At 45.2% G+C, this 23228-nt stretch carries 19 protein-coding genes; 11 read left to right on the forward strand and 8 right to left on the reverse strand.

Annotated features, from left to right (window positions below):
* Nucleotides 1–37: 37 nt before the first annotated feature.
* From DK430_RS01570 to DK430_RS01595, 6 genes are all read left to right on the forward strand, one after another.
* Nucleotides 38–2074, forward strand: a complete 2037-nt coding sequence (locus DK430_RS01570) for an ABC transporter permease (RefSeq protein ID WP_109077373.1) — start codon at nucleotides 38–40, stop codon at nucleotides 2072–2074.
* The gene (locus DK430_RS01575) at nucleotides 2058–3098 is read left to right on the forward strand and encodes an ATP-binding cassette domain-containing protein (protein WP_109077374.1); all 1041 of its coding nucleotides are present in this window, start codon (nucleotides 2058–2060) and stop codon (nucleotides 3096–3098) included. Before DK430_RS01570 ends, DK430_RS01575 begins: the two co-directional genes overlap by 17 nt.
* A 203-nt stretch (nucleotides 3099–3301) precedes the next feature.
* A complete protein-coding gene (locus tag DK430_RS01580) occupies nucleotides 3302–4372 on the forward strand; it encodes an ABC transporter ATP-binding protein (protein ID WP_109077375.1) in 1071 nt (356 codons plus the stop codon).
* Nucleotides 4369–5238: an ABC transporter permease gene (locus tag DK430_RS01585; protein WP_109077376.1), complete on the forward strand. Its 870-nt coding sequence runs from the start codon at nucleotides 4369–4371 to the stop codon at nucleotides 5236–5238. Before DK430_RS01580 ends, DK430_RS01585 begins: the two co-directional genes overlap by 4 nt.
* Nucleotides 5235–6086, forward strand: a complete 852-nt coding sequence (locus DK430_RS01590) for an ABC transporter permease (RefSeq protein WP_109077377.1) — start codon at nucleotides 5235–5237, stop codon at nucleotides 6084–6086. Before DK430_RS01585 ends, DK430_RS01590 begins: the two co-directional genes overlap by 4 nt.
* Nucleotides 6087–6105: 19 nt before the next feature.
* On the forward strand, nucleotides 6106–7197 hold the full coding sequence (locus DK430_RS01595; protein ID WP_109077378.1) for an extracellular solute-binding protein: 1092 nt from the start codon (nucleotides 6106–6108) through the stop codon (nucleotides 7195–7197).
* A gap of 136 nt (nucleotides 7198–7333) precedes the next feature.
* Here DK430_RS01595 and DK430_RS01600 read toward each other — a convergent pair whose 3' ends face one another.
* The 6 genes from DK430_RS01600 to DK430_RS01625 form a co-directional block, all read right to left on the reverse strand.
* On the reverse strand, nucleotides 7334–7654 hold the full coding sequence (locus DK430_RS01600) for an HI1450 family dsDNA-mimic protein (RefSeq protein ID WP_109077379.1): 321 nt from the start codon (nucleotides 7652–7654) through the stop codon (nucleotides 7334–7336).
* Nucleotides 7655–7821: 167 nt separating this feature from the next.
* Nucleotides 7822–10461 carry a phosphoenolpyruvate carboxylase gene (gene ppc / locus DK430_RS01605; protein WP_109077380.1) on the reverse strand — a complete coding sequence of 880 codons (2640 nt, stop codon included), beginning with the start codon at nucleotides 10459–10461 and terminating at the stop codon, nucleotides 7822–7824.
* A 348-nt stretch (nucleotides 10462–10809) separates the two neighbouring features.
* A complete protein-coding gene (dolP, locus tag DK430_RS01610) occupies nucleotides 10810–11397 on the reverse strand; it encodes a division/outer membrane stress-associated lipid-binding lipoprotein (protein ID WP_109077381.1) in 588 nt (195 codons plus the stop codon).
* A 63-nt stretch (nucleotides 11398–11460) separates the two neighbouring features.
* Complete coding sequence (locus DK430_RS01615) at nucleotides 11461–12045, reverse strand: D-sedoheptulose-7-phosphate isomerase (protein ID WP_109077382.1); 585 nt, start codon at nucleotides 12043–12045, stop codon at nucleotides 11461–11463.
* Nucleotides 12046–12053: 8 nt separating this feature from the next.
* On the reverse strand, nucleotides 12054–12413 hold the full coding sequence (locus tag DK430_RS01620) for a YraN family protein (protein ID WP_109077383.1): 360 nt from the start codon (nucleotides 12411–12413) through the stop codon (nucleotides 12054–12056).
* A 7-nt stretch (nucleotides 12414–12420) separates the two neighbouring features.
* Nucleotides 12421–14139 carry a penicillin-binding protein activator gene (locus DK430_RS01625; RefSeq protein WP_109077384.1) on the reverse strand — a complete coding sequence of 573 codons (1719 nt, stop codon included), beginning with the start codon at nucleotides 14137–14139 and terminating at the stop codon, nucleotides 12421–12423.
* A gap of 76 nt (nucleotides 14140–14215) precedes the next feature.
* Here DK430_RS01625 and rsmI point away from each other — a divergent pair, with 76 nt between their 5' ends.
* The gene (rsmI, locus tag DK430_RS01630; protein WP_109077385.1) at nucleotides 14216–15064 is read left to right on the forward strand and encodes a 16S rRNA (cytidine(1402)-2'-O)-methyltransferase; all 849 of its coding nucleotides are present in this window, start codon (nucleotides 14216–14218) and stop codon (nucleotides 15062–15064) included.
* A 118-nt stretch (nucleotides 15065–15182) separates the two neighbouring features.
* Here rsmI and glpK read toward each other — a convergent pair whose 3' ends face one another.
* Complete coding sequence (gene glpK, locus DK430_RS01635; RefSeq protein ID WP_109077386.1) at nucleotides 15183–16682, reverse strand: glycerol kinase GlpK; 1500 nt, start codon at nucleotides 16680–16682, stop codon at nucleotides 15183–15185.
* 340 nt (nucleotides 16683–17022) lie between these two features.
* Here glpK and DK430_RS01640 point away from each other — a divergent pair, with 340 nt between their 5' ends.
* Nucleotides 17023–18612: a glycerol-3-phosphate dehydrogenase/oxidase gene (locus DK430_RS01640; RefSeq protein ID WP_109077387.1), complete on the forward strand. Its 1590-nt coding sequence runs from the start codon at nucleotides 17023–17025 to the stop codon at nucleotides 18610–18612.
* 231 nt (nucleotides 18613–18843) lie between these two features.
* Nucleotides 18844–20181, forward strand: a complete 1338-nt coding sequence (locus DK430_RS01645) for an NAD(P)/FAD-dependent oxidoreductase (RefSeq protein WP_109077553.1) — start codon at nucleotides 18844–18846, stop codon at nucleotides 20179–20181.
* A gap of 90 nt (nucleotides 20182–20271) precedes the next feature.
* Here the strand turns inward: DK430_RS01645 and DK430_RS01650 are convergent, their stop codons facing one another.
* The gene (locus tag DK430_RS01650) at nucleotides 20272–20868 is read right to left on the reverse strand and encodes an FMN-dependent NADH-azoreductase (RefSeq protein ID WP_109077388.1); all 597 of its coding nucleotides are present in this window, start codon (nucleotides 20866–20868) and stop codon (nucleotides 20272–20274) included.
* A 193-nt stretch (nucleotides 20869–21061) separates the two neighbouring features.
* Here DK430_RS01650 and sohB point away from each other — a divergent pair, with 193 nt between their 5' ends.
* Entirely contained in the window at nucleotides 21062–22120 is a 1059-nt protein-coding gene (sohB, locus tag DK430_RS01655; protein WP_109077389.1) for a protease SohB, read from the forward strand.
* Between the two features lie 228 nt (nucleotides 22121–22348).
* Complete coding sequence (locus DK430_RS01660; RefSeq protein WP_109077390.1) at nucleotides 22349–23173, forward strand: OmpA family protein; 825 nt, start codon at nucleotides 22349–22351, stop codon at nucleotides 23171–23173.
* Nucleotides 23174–23228 lie beyond the last annotated feature (55 nt).

A 23228-nucleotide genomic window follows, 5' to 3' on the forward strand; every position in this document is an offset into this window, starting at 1 on the left:
GACAGATCATTATCTCGGGCTAACACGCTGATTATTAATGTTAAAAAACCTTTTTCGTCACAATATCACCTGGATTTTACTTTCCTTCCTGGCATTTGCGGTATTACCCGTACGTGCCTTGGATTACGGCATTTTCGGTGCTACCCGTAGCGAATACCTCGCCGCTATGGGCTGGGCGCAGGTGAATATCAGCTGGGTTTGGTTTGCGGCATTGATGTTCTTTCCTTTTCTTTCCCGCTTTTCGTCGATAATTCAGGCAAAAATCTCGGTTTTGGCGGTGATTGTGCTTGCGGCGTTTATTTGGTTTTCTGCTGAAATATATCGCTTCCGTTTTGGTTATGCCGTGATTTTCCTTGCTTTGGCATTGGCTGCAATTTTAGCGGATGCCTTAGCCCGCCTGCGTGTTATGCAGGGCGATCGCTTTTTATTAAGCGCGGCGCTAGGATTAGCCTGCTTAGTTATCGGTTTTATTTTTTATCCGCTCGGCAAATTATTTGCTGTCTTTTTTGGTGCGGAACAAGGGGATTGGCAGGCAGTCTCTGCTTTAATGGCAAATTCCGGCTTGTGGCAGGTGGTGGGCAATTCTTTGGCGGTGTCCGCTTCCGTCGGTTTTTTCTCCGTGCTGTTCGGCTTAATTTTTGCTCTTTATACCACCCGCATTGCCAAACGCAGTTTATTTGTCAGCAAGATCTTTTCCATTCTGCCTATGGTCACACCGCCTTTTGTGGTCAGCCTCGGCGTGATGCTCATGTTCGGGCGCAATGGTTCCGTCACGCCTTTTTTAATGCAGCATTTTGGCATCACGGCAAATTGGCTTTACGGTTTCAACGGCATTTTGATTTCTCACACGCTGGCGCTCACGCCCATGGCGTTTATGCTCATTGAAGGGGCGTTAAAAGCACTGTCGCCGAAGTTGGAAGAAGCCGGCGTGATGTTAGGTGCGAATCGTTGGCAAAGTTTCCGTTTTATCGTTTTGCCGCTACTCAAACCGGCGTTAGCCAATGCCTTTCTGATTGTCATGGTGCAATCCTTGGCGGATTTCAGCACACCGTTCGTTTTGGGCGGTAATTTTGATGTGCTGGCGACGCAAATTTATTTTTATATTGTCGGCGCACAAAACGATTATTTGGCCGCCAGCACACTGGGCGTGATTTTGCTTGCCATTTCCTTGAGCATATTCTGGTTGCAATACCGTTTTATCGGCAGCCAAAACTATGTCACCGTATCCGGCAGGGCGTTTGAAGGACGGGTAACGCCGTTGGCGAAAGGCTTGCAGGCATTTGTTATCGTCATCTTTATCTTGTGGGTCGTTTTTAACGGCATATTATACGGCAGCATTTTTTACGGCAGTTTCATGCAAAATTGGGGCGTGGACAACCGATTCACTTTGCAAAATTACATCAGCTTATTTGGGCAAGGCTGGCACAATGGTGCGATTCCTTCCTTAGTGCAAACTGTCTTATTCGCCCTCATCGCCGCACCTTTTACCGCCGTCAGCGGTTTTCTGCTTGCCTATTTTTTCGCACGGCGGCATTTTTTCGGCAAAAAATACGCGGAATTTTTCACCTTATTAAGTTTCGCCGTACCTGGAACTGTGGCGGGGATTTCTTATATTCTGGCATTTAATAACGTGCCTTTATATTTAACCGGCACCGGCGCGATCATTGTGCTTTCCATGATTACGCGCAATATGCCCATCGGCTTACGCGCCGCCTTGGTAAACTTCAAACAGTTGGATCCCACTTTAGATGAGGCAGGCTATACATTGAAAGCCAATAGTTTCCAAGTGTTGCGCTTTATCATTTTGCCGTTACTCAAACCGGCGCTGTTATCCGCGTTGGTGACCAGTTTTGTACGCGCCATGACCACCATCAGCGCCATTATTTTCTTGGTCACACCAAGTATCCGCGCCGCCACATCCTATATTTTAAATCGCGTGGAAGACGGCGATTACGGGCTTGCCGTGGCTTACGGCGCAACGCTTATCGTCGTGATGATGCTAGTTATCGGCTTGTTCGGGCGTTGGGTCGGCGATCTCAATTTGCAGAGAAGACAACATGACAGAACAAATTGAATTAAAACACGTCTATAAATCCTTCGGGCAAACCCGAGTGTTACAGGATTTTAATTTGGCTTTCCAAAAGCATAAATTCACCACCTTGCTTGGCGCTTCCGGTTGTGGAAAAACCACCATTTTGCGCCTGATTGCCGGTTTGGAAGACTTGGATCAAGGGCAGATCCTGTGTGACAGACGGGATCTTGGTTTGCTTCCTCCACAACAACGAGGCGTGGGTATCGTGTTTCAGTCTTACGCCTTGTTTCCGCATTTAACCGTGGGGGAAAACGTCGCTTTCGGTTTAAAAATGCAGGAGGAAAACCCGACGAATATTGCTGCCAAAGTAAAAAATGCGTTGAAAATGGTGGAGTTGGACGGCTTTGAGCATCGCCGAATCGAACAGCTTTCCGGCGGTCAACAACAGCGGGTGGCACTTGCCCGCGCATTGGTTATCGCACCGCAGATTTTATTATTCGATGAGCCTTTAAGTAATCTGGACACCAATTTGCGTCGTACCATGCGGGAAATGATTCGCCATTTGCAGCAACAATTGAACATTACGACGTTGTATGTCACCCACGATCAAAGCGAAGCCTTTGCCATTTCTGATGATGTGGTGGTGATGAATCAGGGCAGGGTGGAACAAATCGGCAGTCCAAGCGAACTTTATCGAGCTCCAACCTCCCGCTTCACGGCGACCTTCATGGGGGATGCTGCGTTTTTCCCGGTGCAACTGAAAAATGGCAAATTATTTATGGCAGGCAACCCGCTGGAATTGACCGTTCAAGCCCCGCGAGAAGACGGCAACTATCAGCTCGGCATTCGCCCGGAAGGCGTCTTGCTCGGTTTGCAAGGTGAACCTGCCGCACAATGCCATATTCAATCGGCGGTATTCATGGGGAATTATTGGGAAATCCATGCACGATGGCAAGGCGAGCCGCTATTAATCCACTTGAACCCGAACGATTACATTCCGAACCAACCGCACTATTTCGTACAACTACGCCCCATCGGCTGGTTTTTATTGCCGACGGACGCGTAAAAGTGCGGTCAGTTTTCCCAACGTTTTTCACTTCCGAAAAACAGCAGGAAAACCGACAGCACTTTTTCCTATTCCCTCAAACATCCATAATGTGATCCCTATCACGATTCCAAGATTCTTCTGCCTATTTCATTGACAAGCCAATTCCTGCAAGCATTTAATACCTAAGTAAATTCAATAAGCCTAATGGATGGAAGTGAAAAATGGCAAAACTGGAAGTTAAAAATATCACGAAAAAATTCGGTGATTTTTATGCGGCGAACAATATTACTTTTACCGCGGAAGAAGGGGAGTTCGTTACCTTACTGGGACCGAGCGGTTGCGGCAAAACCTCGTTATTAAAATTAATCGCAGGGTTTCATATTGCGGACGAAGGGGAGATTCTCATCGGCGGTAAAAATGTCAATGATGTGCCGCCGGAAAAACGCAATACCGCCATGTGTTTCCAGTCTTACGCCCTTTTTCCCCACCTCAACGTTTCCCATAATATTTGCTACGGTTTAAAACAACGCAAAATCAATATTGAAGAACAAAAGCAGCGTTTGAATCTTGCTTTAAAACAAATGGATTTGGAGTTTCACAAATTAAAACTGCCAAGTGAACTCTCCGGCGGTCAGCAACAACGGGTGGCTTTAGCCCGTGCCATGGTGACACGCCCTGATGTGATTTTGTTTGATGAGCCGCTTTCTAATTTAGATGCGAAATTACGTGAAAGCGTACGTTTTGAAATTAAACAACTTTCCAAACAATACAATTTAACCAGCATTTATGTGACGCACGATCAAGCGGAAGCCTTGACCATGTCCGATAAAATTATCGTTCTGAATAAAGGAGCTATTGAGCAAATCGGTTCGCCGCAGGAAATTTATCACCAGCCGAAAAATCGTTTTGTGGCGGATTTTATCGGTATCGCCAATATTGCAGAGGCGCAGGTTCAATCCCTTGGCGAGAATCTTTATTCCGTCAAATCCATTTTTGGCGATTTCACGGTATTTTCGGCAAAACCGCCTGAATCGGAGCACATTTATATTTGTTTCCGCCCTGAAGATATTGAATTGCTGCCAAATACCCACAAGCAGGCAGAAAATCAGATCACTATTGATATTGCAAACACCGCATTCATGGGCAATATCACCGAAGTGCAAGGTATGGTGAAAAGAGAGGGCGAAGAGAAAAAATTGCGGTTGCAACTCACCAAATGCCCGAATTTAAGCGATAAACTCACGTTTACGGTTCCGCGTAATGCCATTAAATTCTTGGAGTCGGTAAAATGAGAAATTTGAAACATGATTTGAAGGCCTGGCTGCTTTTGTGCAGCGGCTTGGGTACGATCCTGTTTTTAATGGGATCCACGTTTTACATTGTGGTATCACAAAGCCTTGGTTTATATAGCATGGGCGGCGAAGAAAGCCAATTTAGTCTGGAATATTGGCAAGCCGTCTTAGCTAGTCCGGTCTTCCAAAAATCCTATATTTATTCCGTTAAAGTGTCACTGCTCGGCGCGATTTTCTCCATTATCGTGGCTTATCCCATTGCTATGTGGTTGCGCAAAAAATTACCGGCAAAAGTTACCATTATCACGATTTTGCGTGCGCCGATGTTAGTGCCGGGATTAGTGGCGGCATTCCTATTCGTCAATATGATTTCTTATCATGGGATCTTAAATGAAGTTTTTGTTTATTTAGGCATCTGGGATGAGCCGAAAACATTGCAAAATGACGAATTCGGTTGGGGCGTGGTGATTTTACAAACGTGGAAGAATATCCCTTTTGCACTCATTCTGATTGGCGGCGCTGTCAATTCGTTAAAAACCGATTTATTGGATGCCGCAGCAAATTTGGGTTCTACGCCGTGGCAACGATTCCGTTATGTGATCTTCCCGTTGACACTAGGCGCAGTGCAGGTTTCCTTTATTTTGATCTTTATTGGTGCGCTGGGAGACTTCGCTTTTTACAGCATTGCCGGTCCGCGTAGCACTTATTCTTTAGCGCGTTTAATGCAAATGTCCGCTTATGAATTTGAAGAATGGAATCAAAGTGCGGTCATGGCGTTGACTATTATGTTAACCTCCGCGTTCTTCACGATTTTGGTGTCTTTGCTTATTAAACCGTTGGCGGTTAAACGGGGAGAGGTCAAATGAATAGCAGTGCACAAATTACAACCAAAAACGGTCGATTAATTGCCCGTATTTCCCTTATCTTTTTTATTCTCGCTAATTTTATCTGGCTATTTTTGCCGTTTTTAATGGCAGGGTTATGGTCGTTGGTTGATCCGGCAAAACCTTGGAGTTATCCGGATATTTTCCCGCAATCCTTATCCTTCGAGCGCTGGAAAATTGTGTGGGAAACCACATCGCTTTCAGAAGCGATGTTCAATAGTTATACCATCGCACCAACGGTTTCCCTGATTACGATTCTGCTTTCATTGCCGACGGCTTACGCTTTCGGGCGCATGGAGTTCCGTGGTAAAAAATTGGCGGAATTGCTGACGCTGATTCCATTGGTGATTCCGGGCATGATTATCGCCTTGTTTTTCAGCCGTATGTTGTTGGATTTGAATATTAATAACCCGTTTATCGGCATCGTTATTGGTCACGTGGTTTTAACACTGCCTTATGCTATTCGGATTTTGTCTGCTGGCTTTTCTTCCGTGCCACAGGATTTAATTGAAGCCAGTCGGGATCTCGGTGCGTCGAAGTTTACCGTGTTTAAAGATGTGTATATGCCGATGTTAAAACCGAGTTTTTTGGCATCCATTATTTTCTGCTTGGTGAAAAGTATCGAGGAATTTGCCATTTCATTCGTGATCGGTTCGCCGGATTTCATCACCGTGCCAACCATTTTATATTCCTTCCTCGGCTATTCCTTCATCCGACCGAACGCCGCCGTGGTATCCATTATTTTATTGGTGCCGAATATTATTTTAATGATGATTATCGAAAAATTGCTCAAAGGTAATTATCTCTCTCAATCCACAGGAAAAGCATAATTTTAATAAGGAGAATCTTATGCAAAAAAATATTCGTAAATTTGTTTCTATCGGCTTAACCGCCGCTGCATTAGCCGTTGCCAATTTTGCCGTTGCCGCAACGGATTTGAGCGGAAAATCTTGGTCTGAAATTGAAAGTCTGGCGAAAAAAGAAGGCAAAGTCACGGTGAGTGTGTGGTACTTGCAACCCCAATTTCGTAACTTCGTCAAAGCGTTTGAAACACAGTATGGTATCAAAGTGAAAGTGCCGGAAGGCACCATGGACGGCAATATCAATAAATTGATCGCCGAGAAAAACCTGGAAACCGGCAAGATGGATGTGGTGGTACTCAATGCGGATCGTCTGAGCAATGTAGCAAAAAATGATACGCTCACCAAACTGACTCAGTTGCCGAATTTCGATAAATTAAATCATCATTTGCAAGGCGTGGAATTGGGTGATGTGGCGGTGGGTTATTGGGGAAACCAAACCGGTTTGGCGTATGACCCGTTGCGCATTAAAGAAGAGGAATTACCGCAGTCTTGGCAGGATATGGAAAATTATATCGATAAAAACCCGAAAAAATTCGGCTATTCCGACCCGAACGGTGGCAGCTCCGGTAATGCCTTTATTCAGCGTGCTTTAGTGTATATCAACGGCGACTATGATTACCGCACCGATAAAATTGATGAAGCGCAAATTGCCAATTGGAAGAAAACTTGGGATTGGTTCAGCAGCAAAAAGGATTCTCTTATTCGCACTGCTTCCAATGCAGACAGCTTAACCCGTTTAAACGATGGTGAATTGGTGATTGTCTCCGCTTGGCAGGATCACTTATTCAGTCTGCAAAAACAAGGCGCAATCACTGACCGTTTAAAATTCTATATTCCAAAATTCGGTATGCCGGGCGGCGGTAATGTGATGACTATCGCGAAAAACGCCCCGAATCCTGCTGCATCTTTAGTGTTTGTACACTGGATTACGTCGCCTGACGTGCAACAAAAATTGAGTGAAGAATTTGGCGTTCGTCCGCTGGACAGCCAGTCCGGTTTAAAAGACACCATTTTCTTCTCTGCGCCGTGGCGTAAAGCCGAGATGGAATCTTTCACAAAAGAGGTCATTTCCCGTTAATTGAGTCGAAAATGTTACTGAAACGTCGGCGTGTGTTTTAGTTACCATACGCCTTTAAATCTAAAAAGTGCGGTCAATTTTCCCAACGTTTTTCACTTCCAAAAAACAGCAGGAAAACCGACCGCACTTTTTTAGTTTATTCCTTCCAAATAATATGATATTGCCGATCTTCTTCACGGTGGGAGATAAGGAATTTGGCGAAGATGTCGTCCATTTCGTCCTGCTCGTTGACCAGCCCGATCCAGACTTCCGCGTATTCTTGCGGGTCAATGAGCACGCCGATTTCTTCTTCCCAGTTATCGGCGGTTTCGACGAATTCCACGGCGCCGCGTTCTTCAAATTGCAGATTGAACAGCAAAATATCTGCCGGGTCGAGGTTTTCCGGTGCCATTTCCAGAAAAATGTCGTAGGCAATGTCAATGGCTTTGTCGGGATCAAGTTTGGTGAGTTCTGTCATTTGGGTTTCCGTTGAGTTAAATTCGGGGCACATCATAGCATAAGCCAATAAAAAGTGCGGTCGAAAAAAATGATGTTTTTTCTACGTTATTGGTTAAATCGGAAATCGCTTTGCCCCCCTCAGCCTTTGGCAGCTCCCCCCGTAAACGGGCGGGAGCAAAGAAAGAACTAGCCCGTATTACGCATACCTGCCGCGATACCGGTGATGGTGATCATCAGCGCCTGTTCCACATCCGGATTCGGGTTATCCGGCTGGGCGCGCAGGCGGCGTAACAGTTCCACCTGCAACAGGTTGAGCGGGTCGGTGTAAACGTTACGCAGGGCGATGGATTCGGCGATCCAAGGCAGGTTGGACATCAGCTGATCTTTGTGCGACAACGACAGAATGGTTTGAATGTCTTCCTGTAATTGTTCGCGCAGGGATTGCCCCAAATACCACAATTCCGGTTTCACCAAATTGCGATCATAATGTTCCGACAACCACATATCGGTTTTACTGAATACCATTTCCAGCATTCCGATGCGAGTGGAAAAGAACGGCCAGGTTTGGCACATTTCCTCAATCAGTTCGTACCGCCCGTTTTCAATGGCAAGGCGCACTGCCGCGCCTGCACCAAGCCAGCTTGGCAACATGAGGCGGTTTTGCATCCAAGCGAAGATCCATGGAATCGCACGCAAACTTTCTACGCCGCCGTTCGGATTACGTTTTGCCGGGCGGGAGCCGAGAGGCAGTTTTGCCAGTTCCTGTTCCGGCGTGGCGGAGCGGAAGTACGGCACGAAATCTTTGTCACCACGCACCACCGCGCGATAAATATCACAGGAGGCGTCGGAAAGTTCGTCCATCACCGTGCGCCATTGCGCTTTCGGTTCCGGCGGCGGTAACAGGTTGGCTTCAAGTACGGCGCTGGCGTATAAATCCAGACTTTCGACGGCAATTGCCGGCAAGCCGAGTTTGAAGCGGATCATTTCGCCTTGTTCGGTCACGCGCAATCCGTTTTTTAATGAGCGCGGCGGTTGGGAAAGCAATGCGGCATGAGCCGGTGCGCCGCCGCGCCCTGTGGTGCCACCTCTGCCGTGGAATAAGGTGAGTTCGATATTCAGTTCTTCACATAAATTAACGAGGGCTTCCTGCGCGCGATATTGCGCCCATGATGCCGCCATCATGCCCGCGTCTTTGGCGGAATCGGAGTAGCCGATCATCACCATTTGCTTGTTATTAATTACGCCGCGATACCAACCGATGCCGAATAATTCGCGCATGACTTGCTCGCTGGCGTCCAAGTCGTCTAAGGTTTCAAATAACGGCACCACCGGCAGGTGATAGGCAACACCCGCTTCTTTTAGTAATAAATGCACAGCAAGTACATCCGAAGTGGTGCGCGCCATGGAGATGATGTAGCAGGAAATTACGCCTTGCGGCTGTTCGGCGATAACTTTACAGGTGTCCAGAATTTCTTGCGTTTCCGCCGATGGCGTCCAATCACGTGGAATTAACGGGCGGCGGGAGCTGAGTTCGCGGATTAAAAATGCCTGTTTATCCGCTTCCGTCCATTGGGCATAATCGCCCAACCCGATGTAACGGGTGATTTCACCGAGTGCATCCGTATGGCGGGTGCTTTCCTGACGAATATCCAGCCGCGATAAGGTGACGCCGAAACAACGAATGCGGCGCAGGCAATCCAACAACAAGCCGTTGGCGATAATGCGCATGCCGCATGCCATCAGGGATTGATAGCAATCGTATAACGGCTCCCAAAGCTGTTCGTTGCGGGTGATGATGTCTTCTTCCGAAGCACGCGGAATACGGTTTGCCAGTAAATCGTCGTAGTAGGCGAGGGTAGCGGAAAGTTTGCTACGCAGTTGTTTCGCCACCATACGATACGGCTCCGGATAGTCGCCGTATTTGGCGCGGAATTCCTCGGTGCATTGGCGAACGGAAAGTTCATCCACCAAAATCTGAATGTCTTTTAAGAACAAATCCGCCGCTTTCCAGCGTGCCAGTTGCAGCACTTGGCGGGTGACATTGGCGGTCACGAACGGGTTGCCGTCACGGTCACCGCCCATCCAGGAGGAAAATTGAATCGGCGCCAGTTCTACCGGTAAAGAAAAACCTAAAAATTTGACCGCACTTTCATTGAGTTGACGTAAAAATTCCGGTACGGCTTGCCATAAACTGTTTTCGATTACCGCAAAGCCCCATTTGGCTTCTTCAAACGGCGTCGGGCGTTGGGTGCGAATTTCATTGGTGTGCCAAGCTTCGGCAATGAGTTGCAGCAAGCGGCGTTCAATGGTTTTGCGTTCTTTTTCGATTAAATCGGAATGTTCCAGCTTGCTTAAACATTTGTTGATTTCCACGTTTTTATGCACCAATGAACGGCGGGTGACTTCCGTCGGGTGAGCGGTCAACACTAATTCAATAAGCAGTTTTTCAACGGTTTTGATCGCGTCTTCTTTACTGATATTCTGGCCTTGCAAACGTTTGAAAAAAGCCTCGGTAGAGCGATTAGAAGATACTTCGTCGTTATGGTGGCGGGAAATGGTTTGATATTGTTCCGCGATATTAGTGAGGTTTAGAAATTGGCTGAAAGCACGCGCCACGGGAATAATATTGTCATCGGAAATGGTGGCGAGGGTTTTCAGTAACCGGTTGCGGGCTTCATCGTCACCGCTGCGTGAATTGCGTGATAATACGCGAATATTTTCAATGAGTTCCAGAATATCATCGCCCTGCGCATCACAGATGGTTTCGCCGAGAAAGCGCCCTAACATATTGATGTTTTGCCGCATTTGAGTGTATTGCTGAATCATAATCACCTCACTAAGTTGAATGTTTAAATACCTTGAATAGGGTAGATATAAACAAAATTTTGGCGAAAGATCAACCTGAATTAATTTATTTAATTAAATAAATATGAAATTTAATAAATTATTTCTAATAAAGTGCGATTATTTTTAGATATGTTTTTAAATGTTATGAGAATGTTTAATGATTATTAAAAATTAAGATTGATGTAAGGAGGGATGAAATAAGCTATCTTAGGCTATAAGCATGCATTATTTTATGAGAACCATTCTATTGGTTAATAAAAAAGGGCGGATATGAAATCCGCTCCTTACGATAAAATATGCTTAAAAACGACCGCACTTTTTCGTGGGTTAGTTCAAGTAATTAAATACCTTAATCACTTTCGTTACACCGGCGACATTACGAGCGATTTCTGCAGCAGCATTGGCTTGATCTTGGGTGACGTTGCCCATCAGGAACACTTCGTTGTTTTCGGTGATCACTTTGATGTCACTGGTTTTCACTTTGGAATCAATCAACATTTTGGATTTGATTTGGCTGGTGATCCAGCTGTCTTTGCTGATTTGAGTGAAATCCACTTTCGGTCCGACGCGCACTTCGTTGTACACGTCGTTTACGTTTTGTACGCCTTTTGCCAGATTGCTTGCGACTTCGCGCAAACTTTCGTTTGGTACTTGACCGGTTAATAGGATACGACCGCTGTAAGAAGTGACGCCGATACGCGCTTCGGATTTAATTTGTTGGTCTTTTTTGATTGCGGAAGCCACGCGGGTTTCCAGGGTTTCATCGTCGATTTGCGTGCCGACGGTTCTTGGGTCGGTTGCGACTTTGGTTGCACCGGCAACAGCTGCGCCTCCGATGGCGGCGGCAACGCAACCTTGTAATAACATAGCGCTACCGAAAACGAATACCAGTTTTTTTAATGGACTTGTTAACATGGTTATCTCCTTTATGTTTAACAACCGGGCGTAGTGTGGCTTGAAACGTCCGATTTTGTCAAGTTATGAATGTGAAAATAATTGAAAATCAATGAGTTCGCACATACTGTTAATGATGAACAGATGGTTCTCCAGTATGCGACTTTCCTTGCCGCTCGGCACGGCGATGTGTAAATCTTTTTCCGTTAGAATCCCCTGAATATGATCGTTACTGTTACCCGTTAAGACAATAACATTGATCTCTTTGTTCACGGCATGTGTAATCGTATTCAACACATGATTTTCATTTCCCAACGGGGCAAACGCCACCAAAATATCGCCTTGTTGTGCAACGGCGTTGAATTGGTGCTGGTAAAGTTTCTCTAAAGTATTGTCGGAAACGAAAGTAGAACCGACCGCACTATCCAAACTTAAGAGCACGGAAGGGAAGCTCGGGCGTTTGAGTTCATAACGATTGAGCAAATTCGCCACGAGGCATTGCGCGTTAATGTAAGAGCGTCCGTCGCCGCAGACAATCACTTTATTACCGCGCAACAGGCAGGCAATCAGATGTTGTGTCGCGTCGAGAATTTGTGTGCTGAGCAGGCTTTTGGAATAAATATGAGTTTTGATATTTTCCTCATATAAATCATTGAGTTTGTTTTGCATAATGAAAATTAATCAAGAAAGTTGGGGAGCCATTGAATATCTTGTTCGGTTTTTCCAAAAGCGACCAAGTCGAAGCGACAATCCGTGTCTTCTAAGCTTTGTTCCCGTTGTGCTAACCAAAGTGTCGCCGCATTCAGCCAGCGTTGCTGTTTTTGCCAATCGACGCTTTCCACCGCCGAGCCGAAATGATCGTTTTTCCGTTGACGCACTTCCACAAACACGATGGTTTCCTGATCTAACATAATCAGATCCAATTCACCGCATTTGAAATTTTGGTTGGCAGCAAGAAATTTCATGCCTTTAGATTCTAAAAAGAGGCGAGCTTTGTGTTCAAATCTCGCCCCTTGTTGACGTTTTAGGGAAAACATTGTTCGGTTAATTCAATACCTGAATACCGCCGTTTTGGTACTGGAACCAAGTCATATCGCGTTCGATATTACAGTTCGGACCGGCGCTCAATTTACCGGTTAAACCGTCGATGTTATAACCCGGTACTTGACGGAGTTCATTGAAATGATTGATTAATAACCAAGAGTCGGCACCCATGGCGTATAAACGCATGAGGGAATAATCGTTGTTGGTTGCGGTCGCCACTTTTTGATATTGAGCGGAATCCGTATCTTTAAAGAACGGAATATCGCTGAATTGCAATCCGTTCATTAATAAACGATATTCAGGACCGTTATTGAAGGAGTTGCTGCGTGAGCTGGCGTACAATTTAATGTTGCTGCCGCTGTTATCGATGACGCTTTTCAAATCGGAAAGTTCTTCGCTTTTCGCCACGATATAAAGCCCTTGTGTGCTTTGTCCTTGCAAGGCTACGCCCACATCACCCGCTTGGTTGTAGTATTTGATATTCGCATCGGTGCCTGACAATTGCTGCCAACGTACGTTAAACGCAGTGGCGGTACGTTGTCCTAAATCGTTTTGCGGTACGGCGACCATCGGCTCACGAATGCCGTCACGCCACATTTTGTTGGCAGCGGATTCCGCTTCGTCTTCAGGCGATAAACCGTAGTAACACACCTGACCGATAGCACGGGCGTTCGGGGTGGAGTTTAAGGCAAGTACATCTAAGCCCTGAATCGCGGACGGATTGTTTAAAATGATGTCCACGTTTTGTTTCAATAACGGACCGATCAGGGCGCGCACACCGGCTTGTCTCGCTTGCTCAATGATTTCATTCATCGGCGTTGCCACAGTGTCGTACACCTGCACTTGAATGGTGGTGTCTTCGCCTTTTGCCGCATCAAAACCGGATTTAATGGTATTACCCAACACCTGACCGTTACCGCTCAATGGTAAAAGTAAACCGATTTGCGAAAGGGCGGTTTGTTGGAAATTAAACAAACCCTGTAACTCGGTTGGGAATAAATACGCGGCGGAGTGGTTCGGATAAGAGGCTTTCCAGCTTTGTAACGCTTGGCTTAACTGGGTCGGTTGATTTAGGTTATCGTTATAGGCGCGGGATAATGCCAGCCAACCGGCTAATGCCAAATTGCCTTCGTCGGAGGTATTGCTGATTAAACCGCGATTGGCACGACGCAATAACGCCCAAGTGCGGTCATTATTTTCTTGTTTTCTTTGCACGTCGGTCATCACCTGATCCATTTCAATACGTGCTTTCACCGCATCAATAATGGCATTTTGATTTTCTGCCACACGTGCTTTTACCGCATAATAACGACCGACTTGGGATGAACTTAATTGAGTTAAATCAATGCGTTTCAGTAAATTTTCGGCTTCATTATTTTGACCTTTCACTGCTGCAATATTGGCGTCAATCAAGGTTTTATCCAATAATTGTTCCGGATTTAATTCGGTTAATTCATTTAATAACGACTGCGCTTGCGCCACTTTATTTTCGGCAACTAAAACGCGCGCGGCTAAAAGTTTATAAGTTTGCTGATCTTCAAGCTCTTGCATTTGTCCGATTTTGTTCATGTAAAATTCGGAGCTGGCGTTGGCGTCTTTTTTTAGTTCGCCGGTGAAGCTGCTGCCGAAGAAATTGGTCGTACAGCCGGCTAAAAAAAGCGTGAATAAAAAGGGCATTAATCGATTTTTTAAATTAATGCGTTGTAATAGAATAGACATAATTACTCCATTGGTTTAAACAATCGGAGCGATCTTACTTATCTCACCCACTAAAAGCAAATAAAAGAAGCATTAAATGAGCAATTCAAAAGGAATTTTATATATCGTCGCCACCCCCATCGGTAATTTGCAGGACATCACCCAACGGGCTCTGGACACCTTTCAAAAAGTCGATTTAATCGCAGCGGAAGACACCCGCCACAGCGGCTTATTATTAAGCCATTACGGCATTAAAAAGCCGTTTTTTGCGTTACATGATCATAACGAACAACAAAAAGCGGGCACCTTGGTGGAGAAGTTATTGCAGGGCATCAATATCGCCTTAATTTCCGACGCGGGCACGCCGCTTATTAGCGATCCGGGTTTTCATTTAGTGCGTCAATGCCGTCAGGCGGGTATTCAAGTCGTACCCTTGCCCGGGGCTTGTGCGGCGATTACCGCCTTATGCGCATCCGGCATCGCTTCCGATCGTTTTTGTTTCGAGGGATTTTTACCGGCAAAAAGCAAAGCGCGATTAGATAAACTGAAAAACGTTGCCGAAGAAGACCGCACTTTAATCTTCTATGAATCTACCCACCGCATTCTAGACAGCCTTGTGGATATGCAAACCGTATTTGGAAAGGCGCGCTATGTGGTGTTAGCACGCGAAATCACCAAAACCTGGGAAACCATTCATGGCGATCATTTGGCGGATTTACTGGCTTGGCTACAAGAAGACCCAAATCGCACTAAGGGTGAAATGGTGCTTATCGTAGAAGGCAAATCGCAAGAAGAAAATAGCGAGGAAATTTCTCCGCAAGCCATCAAAGCCCTTGAACTCATCGGTCGCGAATTGCCGTTAAAAAAAGCCGCAGCAATCGTGGCGGAGCTTTACGGTTATAAGAAAAATCAGTTGTATCAGTTCGGATTGGAATTTTTGAGTTAAAAGAGCGGTCGGTTTCTAAGATGTTTTTTAACATGAGAATATTGATAGTGGAACGAAATTCCCCTCTTTTGTAAAGAGGGGGAGTTCGTAAAGAGGCGCGTTGGGCTAAATTAAATCGTTATTCTTCCTCCCACGCCAAGGCACGCTGAACCGCCTTTTTCCAGCCTTGATAAAGTGCGGTGCGTTTTTCCGGTGTTTCTTGCGGTTCAAATGTGCGTTCAACCATGGCTTTGCCGCGCAGTTCTTCCAAATCTTTCCAGAATCCCACAGCAAGCCCGGCAAGATAGGCGGCGCCTAGCGCAGTCACTTCGCGAATTTTCGGGCGTTCCACTTTCACATTTAAAATATCCGCCTGGAATTGCATTAAGAAATTATTGGCGACCGCGCCGCCATCCACGCGTAGCGCGGCAAGTTTTTCGCCGCTGTCCGATTGCATCGCATCCAACACCTCACGGGTTTGGTAGGCAATGGCCTCCAGTGTGGCGCGAACGATATGGTTGCGATTGGCGCCACGGGATAAGCCGACAATCGCACCGCGTGCGTACGGATCCCAATAGGGTGCGCCCAAGCCGGTGAAGGCGGGAACCACATAAACGCCGTTGGTATCTTTGACTTTGGTGGCAAAATATTCGGAGTCGGCGCTGTCATGAATAAGGCGTAATTCGTCGCGTAGCCATTGAATGGACGCGCCGCCCATAAAAATGGATCCTTCCAAGGCATAGCAAGGTTTGCCTTTCGCATTGCAGGCGATGGTGGTGATCAATCCGTTCTTAGATTCGACCGCACTTTCGCCCGTATTCATCAACATGAAACAACCCGTACCGTAAGTGTTTTTCGCCATACCGGATTCTACGCATAAATGCCCGTACAGTGCCGCTTGTTGGTCGCCGGCGATGCCTGCCACCGGAATCCGCACGCCGCCTTTACCGCCGATATTGGTTTGTCCGTACACTTCGGAAGAATTACACACTTTCGGCAACATGGCTTTCGGAATATCCAATAGCTCAAGCATTTTGTCATCCCATTGTTTAGTGTGAATATTGAACAACATGGTGCGGGAGGCGTTGGTGTAGTCGGTGACATGAGAGCGTCCTTGGGTGAGCTTCCAAACCAGCCAGGTATCTACTGTACCGAACAATAATTCGCCTTTTTCTGCACGGGCTCTGGCACCTTCTACATGATCCAGAATCCACTTGATTTTCGTGCCGGAAAAATAGGGATCCACCACCAGCCCTGTTGTTTTACGGATATAGCTTTCATGCCCGTCAGCTTTGAGTTGGTGACAAATATCCGCAGTCCGGCGGCATTGCCACACAATGGCGTTGTAAATCGGTTTACCGCTGTCTTTTTCCCAAACGATGGTGGTTTCCCGTTGGTTGGTGATACCGATGGCGGCAATTTTGTCGGAAGTAATCCCTGCTTTGGCAACCACTTCATTTAAGGTTGAGCTTTGGGTCGCCCAGATTTCCATTGGATTATGTTCAACCCAGCCCGCTTGCGGATAAATTTGGGTAAATTCACGTTGCGCCACTTCCACGATATTCGCGTTTTTATCTAATAACACTGCACGGGAACTGGTAGTGCCTTGGTCGAGGGCGATGATGTATTCTTGAGTCATGTTTGTTTCCTTAAATATTTTCTGTCTCCCGAATGATTCGGACCGAAAGTATTAGGTGGGATAAAACATTTCGTTTTATAACAAAATGGAATGCCAAATTAATGAATAAATTTTCGCCGGGCAAACGGAAATATTCGAATTTGTGAATAGGATCACAGAATATTTAATCGTTTTAGCAAACGTTTGCTTATGATGGAAAATTAAGCGTGATCTTGATCACAATATTTAAAAATCTTTTGTTCTTTTATTTCCTTTGTTTTCGTTTGCTGTGTTAAAATGCGCATAAACGAACATTTAGTTTTAAAAACAACCAAATTTACATCAATCTTCGAGGTGGAAAATGCAAAGAAATACACAGCTTGAAAAAGTGAAAAATACGGAGCAATGGGATTTTATCGTGATCGGTGGCGGCGCCAGCGGTTTGGGTATTGCCTTAGATGCGGCATCGCGCGGCTATAAAACATTGTTATTGGAAGGGTATGACTTTGCAAAAGGGACATCCAGCCGTAGTACCAAATTAGTGCACGGCGGTGTGCGTTATTTGGCGGCAGGCGATGTGGCGTTGGTAAGAGAAGCATTGCGCGAACGCGGTCGTTTGGCGAAAAATGCGTCTCACCTGTTTAAAAATCAAAACTTTATTATTCCTAACTACAACTTTATCGACAGCGTGAAATACCGAATCGGTTTAGGATTGTATGATTATTTATCCGGTGATTTAAGTTTGGGTAAAACTATTGCCATTAATAAAGACACCACCATGCAACGTTTGCCGACTTTAAACGGTGCGGATTTAAAAAACGGCGTGGTGTATAAAGACGGTCAGTTTGATGATTCCCGCTTAGCGGTGAATATTGCGCAAACCGTTGTGGAACAAGGCGGTACGGTGCTCAATTATGCGAAAGTCACCGAATTGTTGAAAGATGCGCAAGGTAAAATCAACGGTGTGAAATTTACCGATGAATTAAGCAGCGAGCAATACAGCGTGCATGGCACTGCCGTGATTAATGCTACCGGTGTGTTCATGAATGAGGTGCTATCTATGGATCACGGCACCGATAAAAAATTCGTGGTGCCAAGCCAAGGCGTGCATTTGGTGTTGGATAAATCTTTCCTGCCAAGCGACGATGCGTTAATGATTCCAAAAACATCCGACGGTCGCGTGTTATTTGCCGTGCCGTGGCACGACAGATTAGTGGTGGGTACAACGGATACTTTAGTGAAAGAGCCTTCTTATGAACCGGTTGCGTTAGAGCAGGAAATTCAATTTATTTTGGATACGGCGGGTCAATACTTAACGAAAAAACCGACGCGCGATGATGTGTTGAGTATTTTCGCCGGTCTTCGTCCGTTAGCAGCGCCTGAAAAAGAGGGGCAAAGTACCAAAGAGGTGTCTCGCAGCCATAAAGTCGTGGTGAGCGACAGCGGTTTGGTTACTATCACCGGCGGTAAATGGACGACTTATCGTCAAATGTCCGAAGATACTGTGGATGAGGCTTTGAAAGTCCATCCGCAACTGGTGAAAAAAGCCTGTGTCACCACCAATTTGGCGATTCACGGTAAAATCCCGGCGGAGCAGGTGGATTTGAAAAATCACTTATACATTTATGGCGCCGACATTCCGGCAATTAAAGCCTTAGAAGCGGAAAATCCGGCAATGGCGGAAAAAATCCATCCACGTCATCCGAATACCGTTGCCGAAGTGGTGTGGGCGGTACGTGAAGAAATGGCGCAATCCGTGGAAGATGTGCTTGCCCGTCGTGTGCGTTTGTTGTTCCTTGACGCCCGAGCAGCCATTGACAGCGCGGCGAAAGTGGCAAACGTGATGGCAAAAGAATTAGGCAAAGATGCGCCATGGGAAAAAGAGCAAACAGAAAAATTCTTAGAAATTGCCAAACATTATTTGTTGGTGGATTACGCCCCGCAAAACTAATTCACAGGCTCTCCTGAAATGAAAAGGCAACCTTTCGTGTTGCTTTTTCTTTTTAATAAAGTGCGGTCGAAAAAATACATAAATTTTCGACCGCACTTTTTTTGCTTTAGCCTAACGGTAATGAGGTATTTTCCGTTTTTTACAAATCTACGCTAAATAAAATAATAAATGAGTGTTAAAATATTGTTAAACAAATTTTGCAATTTTTATTATTTAAATTTAGAGGTAGTTATGAAAAACATCGTCATTGTCGGTGGTGGAGCCGGCGGGCTGGAGCTTGCCACCCACTTAGGCAACAAACTTGGGCGTAAAAAACGCGCTAATGTAACTTTAATTGACCGCAACCAAACCCATCTGTGGAAGCCGTTGTTGCATGAATTGGCAACGGGGGCGCTGGATGACGGCGTGGAAGCCCTGAGTTATCGTGCTCATGCCCATAACCATCATTTCAGCTTTGAGCAAGGTTCCATGGTCGGCTTAAATCGTCAACATAAATATGTGGAACTTGCCCCGGTTTATGGTGAAGACGGCGATATGATCGTGGTTTCCCGCCGTATTCCTTATGATTATCTGGTGATTGCCATCGGCAGCAAATCGAATGATTTTAATACCAAAGGCGTGGCGGAGAACTGTATCTTTTTAGATAACCCGTCGCAAGCCATGCGTTTCCAACATAAAATGTTGGAGCTGTTCCTAAAATTCCGCGAAAACCAAGCTTTAGATGACATCGGTGAGGAGGAAAGCAAGCAGCAGTTAGTGGAAGACGGACATATTAACATTGCTATCGTCGGCGCCGGCGCGACAGGCGTGGAGCTTTCCGCCGAGCTTTATAATGCGGCGGAACATTTATCCTCTTACGGTTACGGTCAAATTGACAGTAGCCGTTTAAAAGTCACTTTGGTAGAAGCCGGTCCGCGTATTTTACCTGCATTGCCGGAGCGCATTTCCAATGACGCCACGGAAGAACTTCGCAAACTTGGCGTGGATGTGAAAACCAACACCATGATTATTGAAGCGGACAAAAAACAGCTTGTTACAAAAGACGGTCAGTCTATTCCGGCAGATTTAATCGTATGGTCGGCGGGTATTCGGACTTCGGGTATTACGAAAAGTTTTGATGGTTTGGAAATCAATCGAATCAATCAATTAACGGTGAAGAAAACCCTACAAACCACAAATGACGACAGTATTTTTGCCATGGGCGATTGCTGTTTCTTAATGCAGGATGACGGCAAACCTGTACCGCCGAAAGCACAAGCGGCACACCAAATGGCAAGCCTGTGTGCGAAAAATATCATTGCGCTGTTTGATAATAAGCCATTGAAAGACTTTAAATATAACGATAAAGGCTCCTTAGTGTCCTTATCGGAATTTACTGCTTTCGGCGCCTTAGGTGGCAAGATTACCGGCGGATCATCTATGACCATTGAAGGCAAAATTGCGCAATGGATGTATGTTTCCCTTTATCGCATGCACCAAGCGGCATTACACGGTTGCTTTAAAACCGGTTTAATTATTGTGGTCGGGCATTTGAATCGTTACCTGCGCCCGTCGTTAAAATTGCATTAATAAAACGTTGGGAAAAAGCACCGCACTTTTATCGGTATTTTAGGCATGAAAAAAAGCACCCTTAAGGTGCTTTTTTTGTCTCTGTTGAGATTAAAGTGCGGTCAGAATTTTATCAATTTCCGCTTTTGCCTGCGCTTGGGCTTTTTCAACCGCTTCCGGACCGAAACCGATACCTTCTGCGTAAATAAATTGTACGTCGGTAATACCCACAAAACCTAAAATGGCTTTCAAGTAGGCGGTGACAATATCGGACGGTTGGTTTTGGTGGAATCCGCCGAATGCGGCAAGCACAATGGCTTTTTTTCCTTTTAATAAACCTTCAGGGCCTTTTTCGGTGTATTGAAACGTCACACGCGGGCGGGCAATAAAGTCAAAATAACTTTTTAACTGTGTCGGGATATTAAAGTTATACATCGGCGCGTTAATAATCACGGTGTCTGCGTTTTTAATTTCCGCCACTAATTCATCTGATAATGCTAATAGCGCATTTTCTTCTGCCGTGCTCGGTTGACCACGCACCGCTGTAGCGGCAGTCGCATCAAAATGAGGGAGTTGATTTAGTGCAAGATCACGCACGATAACATTTTTATTTTTGTCCGCGAGTTTGCCGATGACATAATCGGATAATTGGTTAGTTTGTGAGTTGCCTGCCAGAATGCTGGATTTTAATACAAGAATGTTGTTCATTTTTTTTCCTTCCTGAAGCGTTAAGTGAAAAGTGCGGTCATTTTAACAAATGTTTTTTTTAAATAAAGCTCGCGTTTTGAAAAGCACTCTTAACAATACGTTAATAATCCCATTTATTTTTTGCGATAACGTAGCTTTTGAAAATAGGTTTCCCTATAATTTGGGCTTTTATTTATAACGTTAAGGAAAAATTATGTGGTCGGAGATTTTTGTGGGTTATGGCGTCTTTATTTTGGAGGTGATTACCTTATTGTTGGTGATTGCCGCCGTGGTTGCCATGATCATTGCCATGAAACAGAAAAAAGCCCATTTGCACGGTGAATTGGTAATTACCGATTTATCTAAAGCGTTTGAAGAAAATGGTAAGAAATTAAGGGATTTTCACCTCAGTGAAGAGGAATTAAAAGAGGCGGAAAAGGCGGAGAAAAAGGCTGAAAAAGCCAAAGCGAAAGCCTTAAAAGCGCAGCGCAAAAAAGGCGAAAAAACGGAAGATGAATGTAAACCAAGCCTTTATGTGTTGCATTTTAAAGGTGATATTTCAGCTTCCGAAACAGCGGCATTGCGGGAGGAAATCAGCGCGATTATTCAGGTTGCCAAACCGGATGACGAAGTGTTGCTGTGCTTGGAAAGTCCCGGCGGCGTGGTGCATGGTTATGGCTTGGCGGCGTCGCAATTAATGCGTTTGAAACAACATCATATCAAGCTGACCGTCGCCGTGGATAAAGTGGCGGCAAGCGGCGGTTATATGATGGCTTGTGTTGCCGATAAAATTGTTTCCGCACCTTTTGCGATTATCGGTTCCATTGGTGTTGTGGCGCAGATTCCGAATGTCCATCGTTTGTTGAAAAAACATGATGTGGATGTCGATGTTATGACGGCGGGTGAATATAAACGCACTATGACGGTGTTGGGTGAAAATACCGAAAAAGGAAAACAAAAATTCCAACAGGAATTAGAAGAAACCCATCAATTATTTAAACAATTTGTCGCGCAAAACCGACCGCACTTAGAGGTGGATAAGGTGGCGACCGGCGAACATTGGTTCGGTCAGCAGGCATTAAATTTGAATTTGGTGGATGAGATCATGACCAGTGATGATTTATTGTTACAAGCGATGAAAGAAAAACAACTTATCGGCGTGAAATATGCCGTTAAAAAATCGTTATTACAAAAAGTCGGCAAACAAGCGGAAGAAAGCGCAGATAATATTGCTTTACGTTGGTTGAAGAAAAATGAGAGAACGTTGATGTAAAGTCTATTTTTGTACAATTTATTTACATAAATTGACTAAAAAATATAAAACTCGGATTTACTTTGATCCGTTTTGCAATTACCATAAGGAGCTGAAATTGAAGTTGCTTTATTGCTTTTTAGGCCTTCTTTTTATGTAGATAAGAAAGATGCTGCTAACATATGGCACTTTTTATTATATCTATGGTTCACTTGGATTATTTAACTCACCTAAAATAAGGTAAAACAGATGAAATTATCACATTTTTTATTATCTGCAATCGCGGCAACAACCCTTGTTGCTTGTGGTAACTTAAGTAAAGTATCTAAAGAAGGTACTCCTGCTGAAGGCTCCGAATTAGTGTGGCCTCAAATTGAAAAATCTAAATTTAATCATGACGGCAGCCAATACGGTTCTTGGCCAAACTGGGACAATGTCCGCATGATCGAAAAAGGCATGAACAAAGACCAACTTTATAACCTAATCGGTCGTCCGCACTTTGGTGAGGGCTTATTTGGCGTGCGCGAATGGGATTACGTGTTTAACTATCGTGAAAACGGCGAACACAAAGTGTGCCAATACAAAATCTTATTTGATTCCAACATGAATGCGCAAAACTTCTATTGGTATCCGAATGGCTGTAACGGTAACTCCTCTTACTCTTTAACGGCTGATTTCCTATTTGATTTCGACAAAGACACATTAACCGCGAAAGGTCGCGAAGTGGTTGATAAAGTGGCGGCGCAATTAAAAGAATCTAAAGCACAAGAAGTGAAAGTTGCCGGTTATACCGATCGTTTAGGCACTGAAGCTTACAATATGGATCTTTCCCAACGTCGTGCAGATCGTGTTAAAAACCGCTTAATCGAGCAAGGCGTTGATGTGCAAATTAATGCGGTCGGTTACGGTGAAGCTCACCAAGTTAAAGGCTGCCACAATGTCAAAGCCAGCCAGTTAATCAGCTGCTTACGTCCGAACCGTCGTGTTGAAATTTCTTCTTCCGGTACTACACCAAAAGATGAAACCAAACAAGTTGGCGGTCAAACCGGACCGACACCGTTGTATCAAAACTAATTATTGAATATCAAACATAAAGAAAGGGCATTACGCCCTTTCTTTTTTTATGCTC

The organism is Aggregatibacter kilianii, assembly GCF_003129965.1.
Lineage (GTDB): Bacteria > Pseudomonadota > Gammaproteobacteria > Enterobacterales > Pasteurellaceae > Aggregatibacter > Aggregatibacter kilianii_A.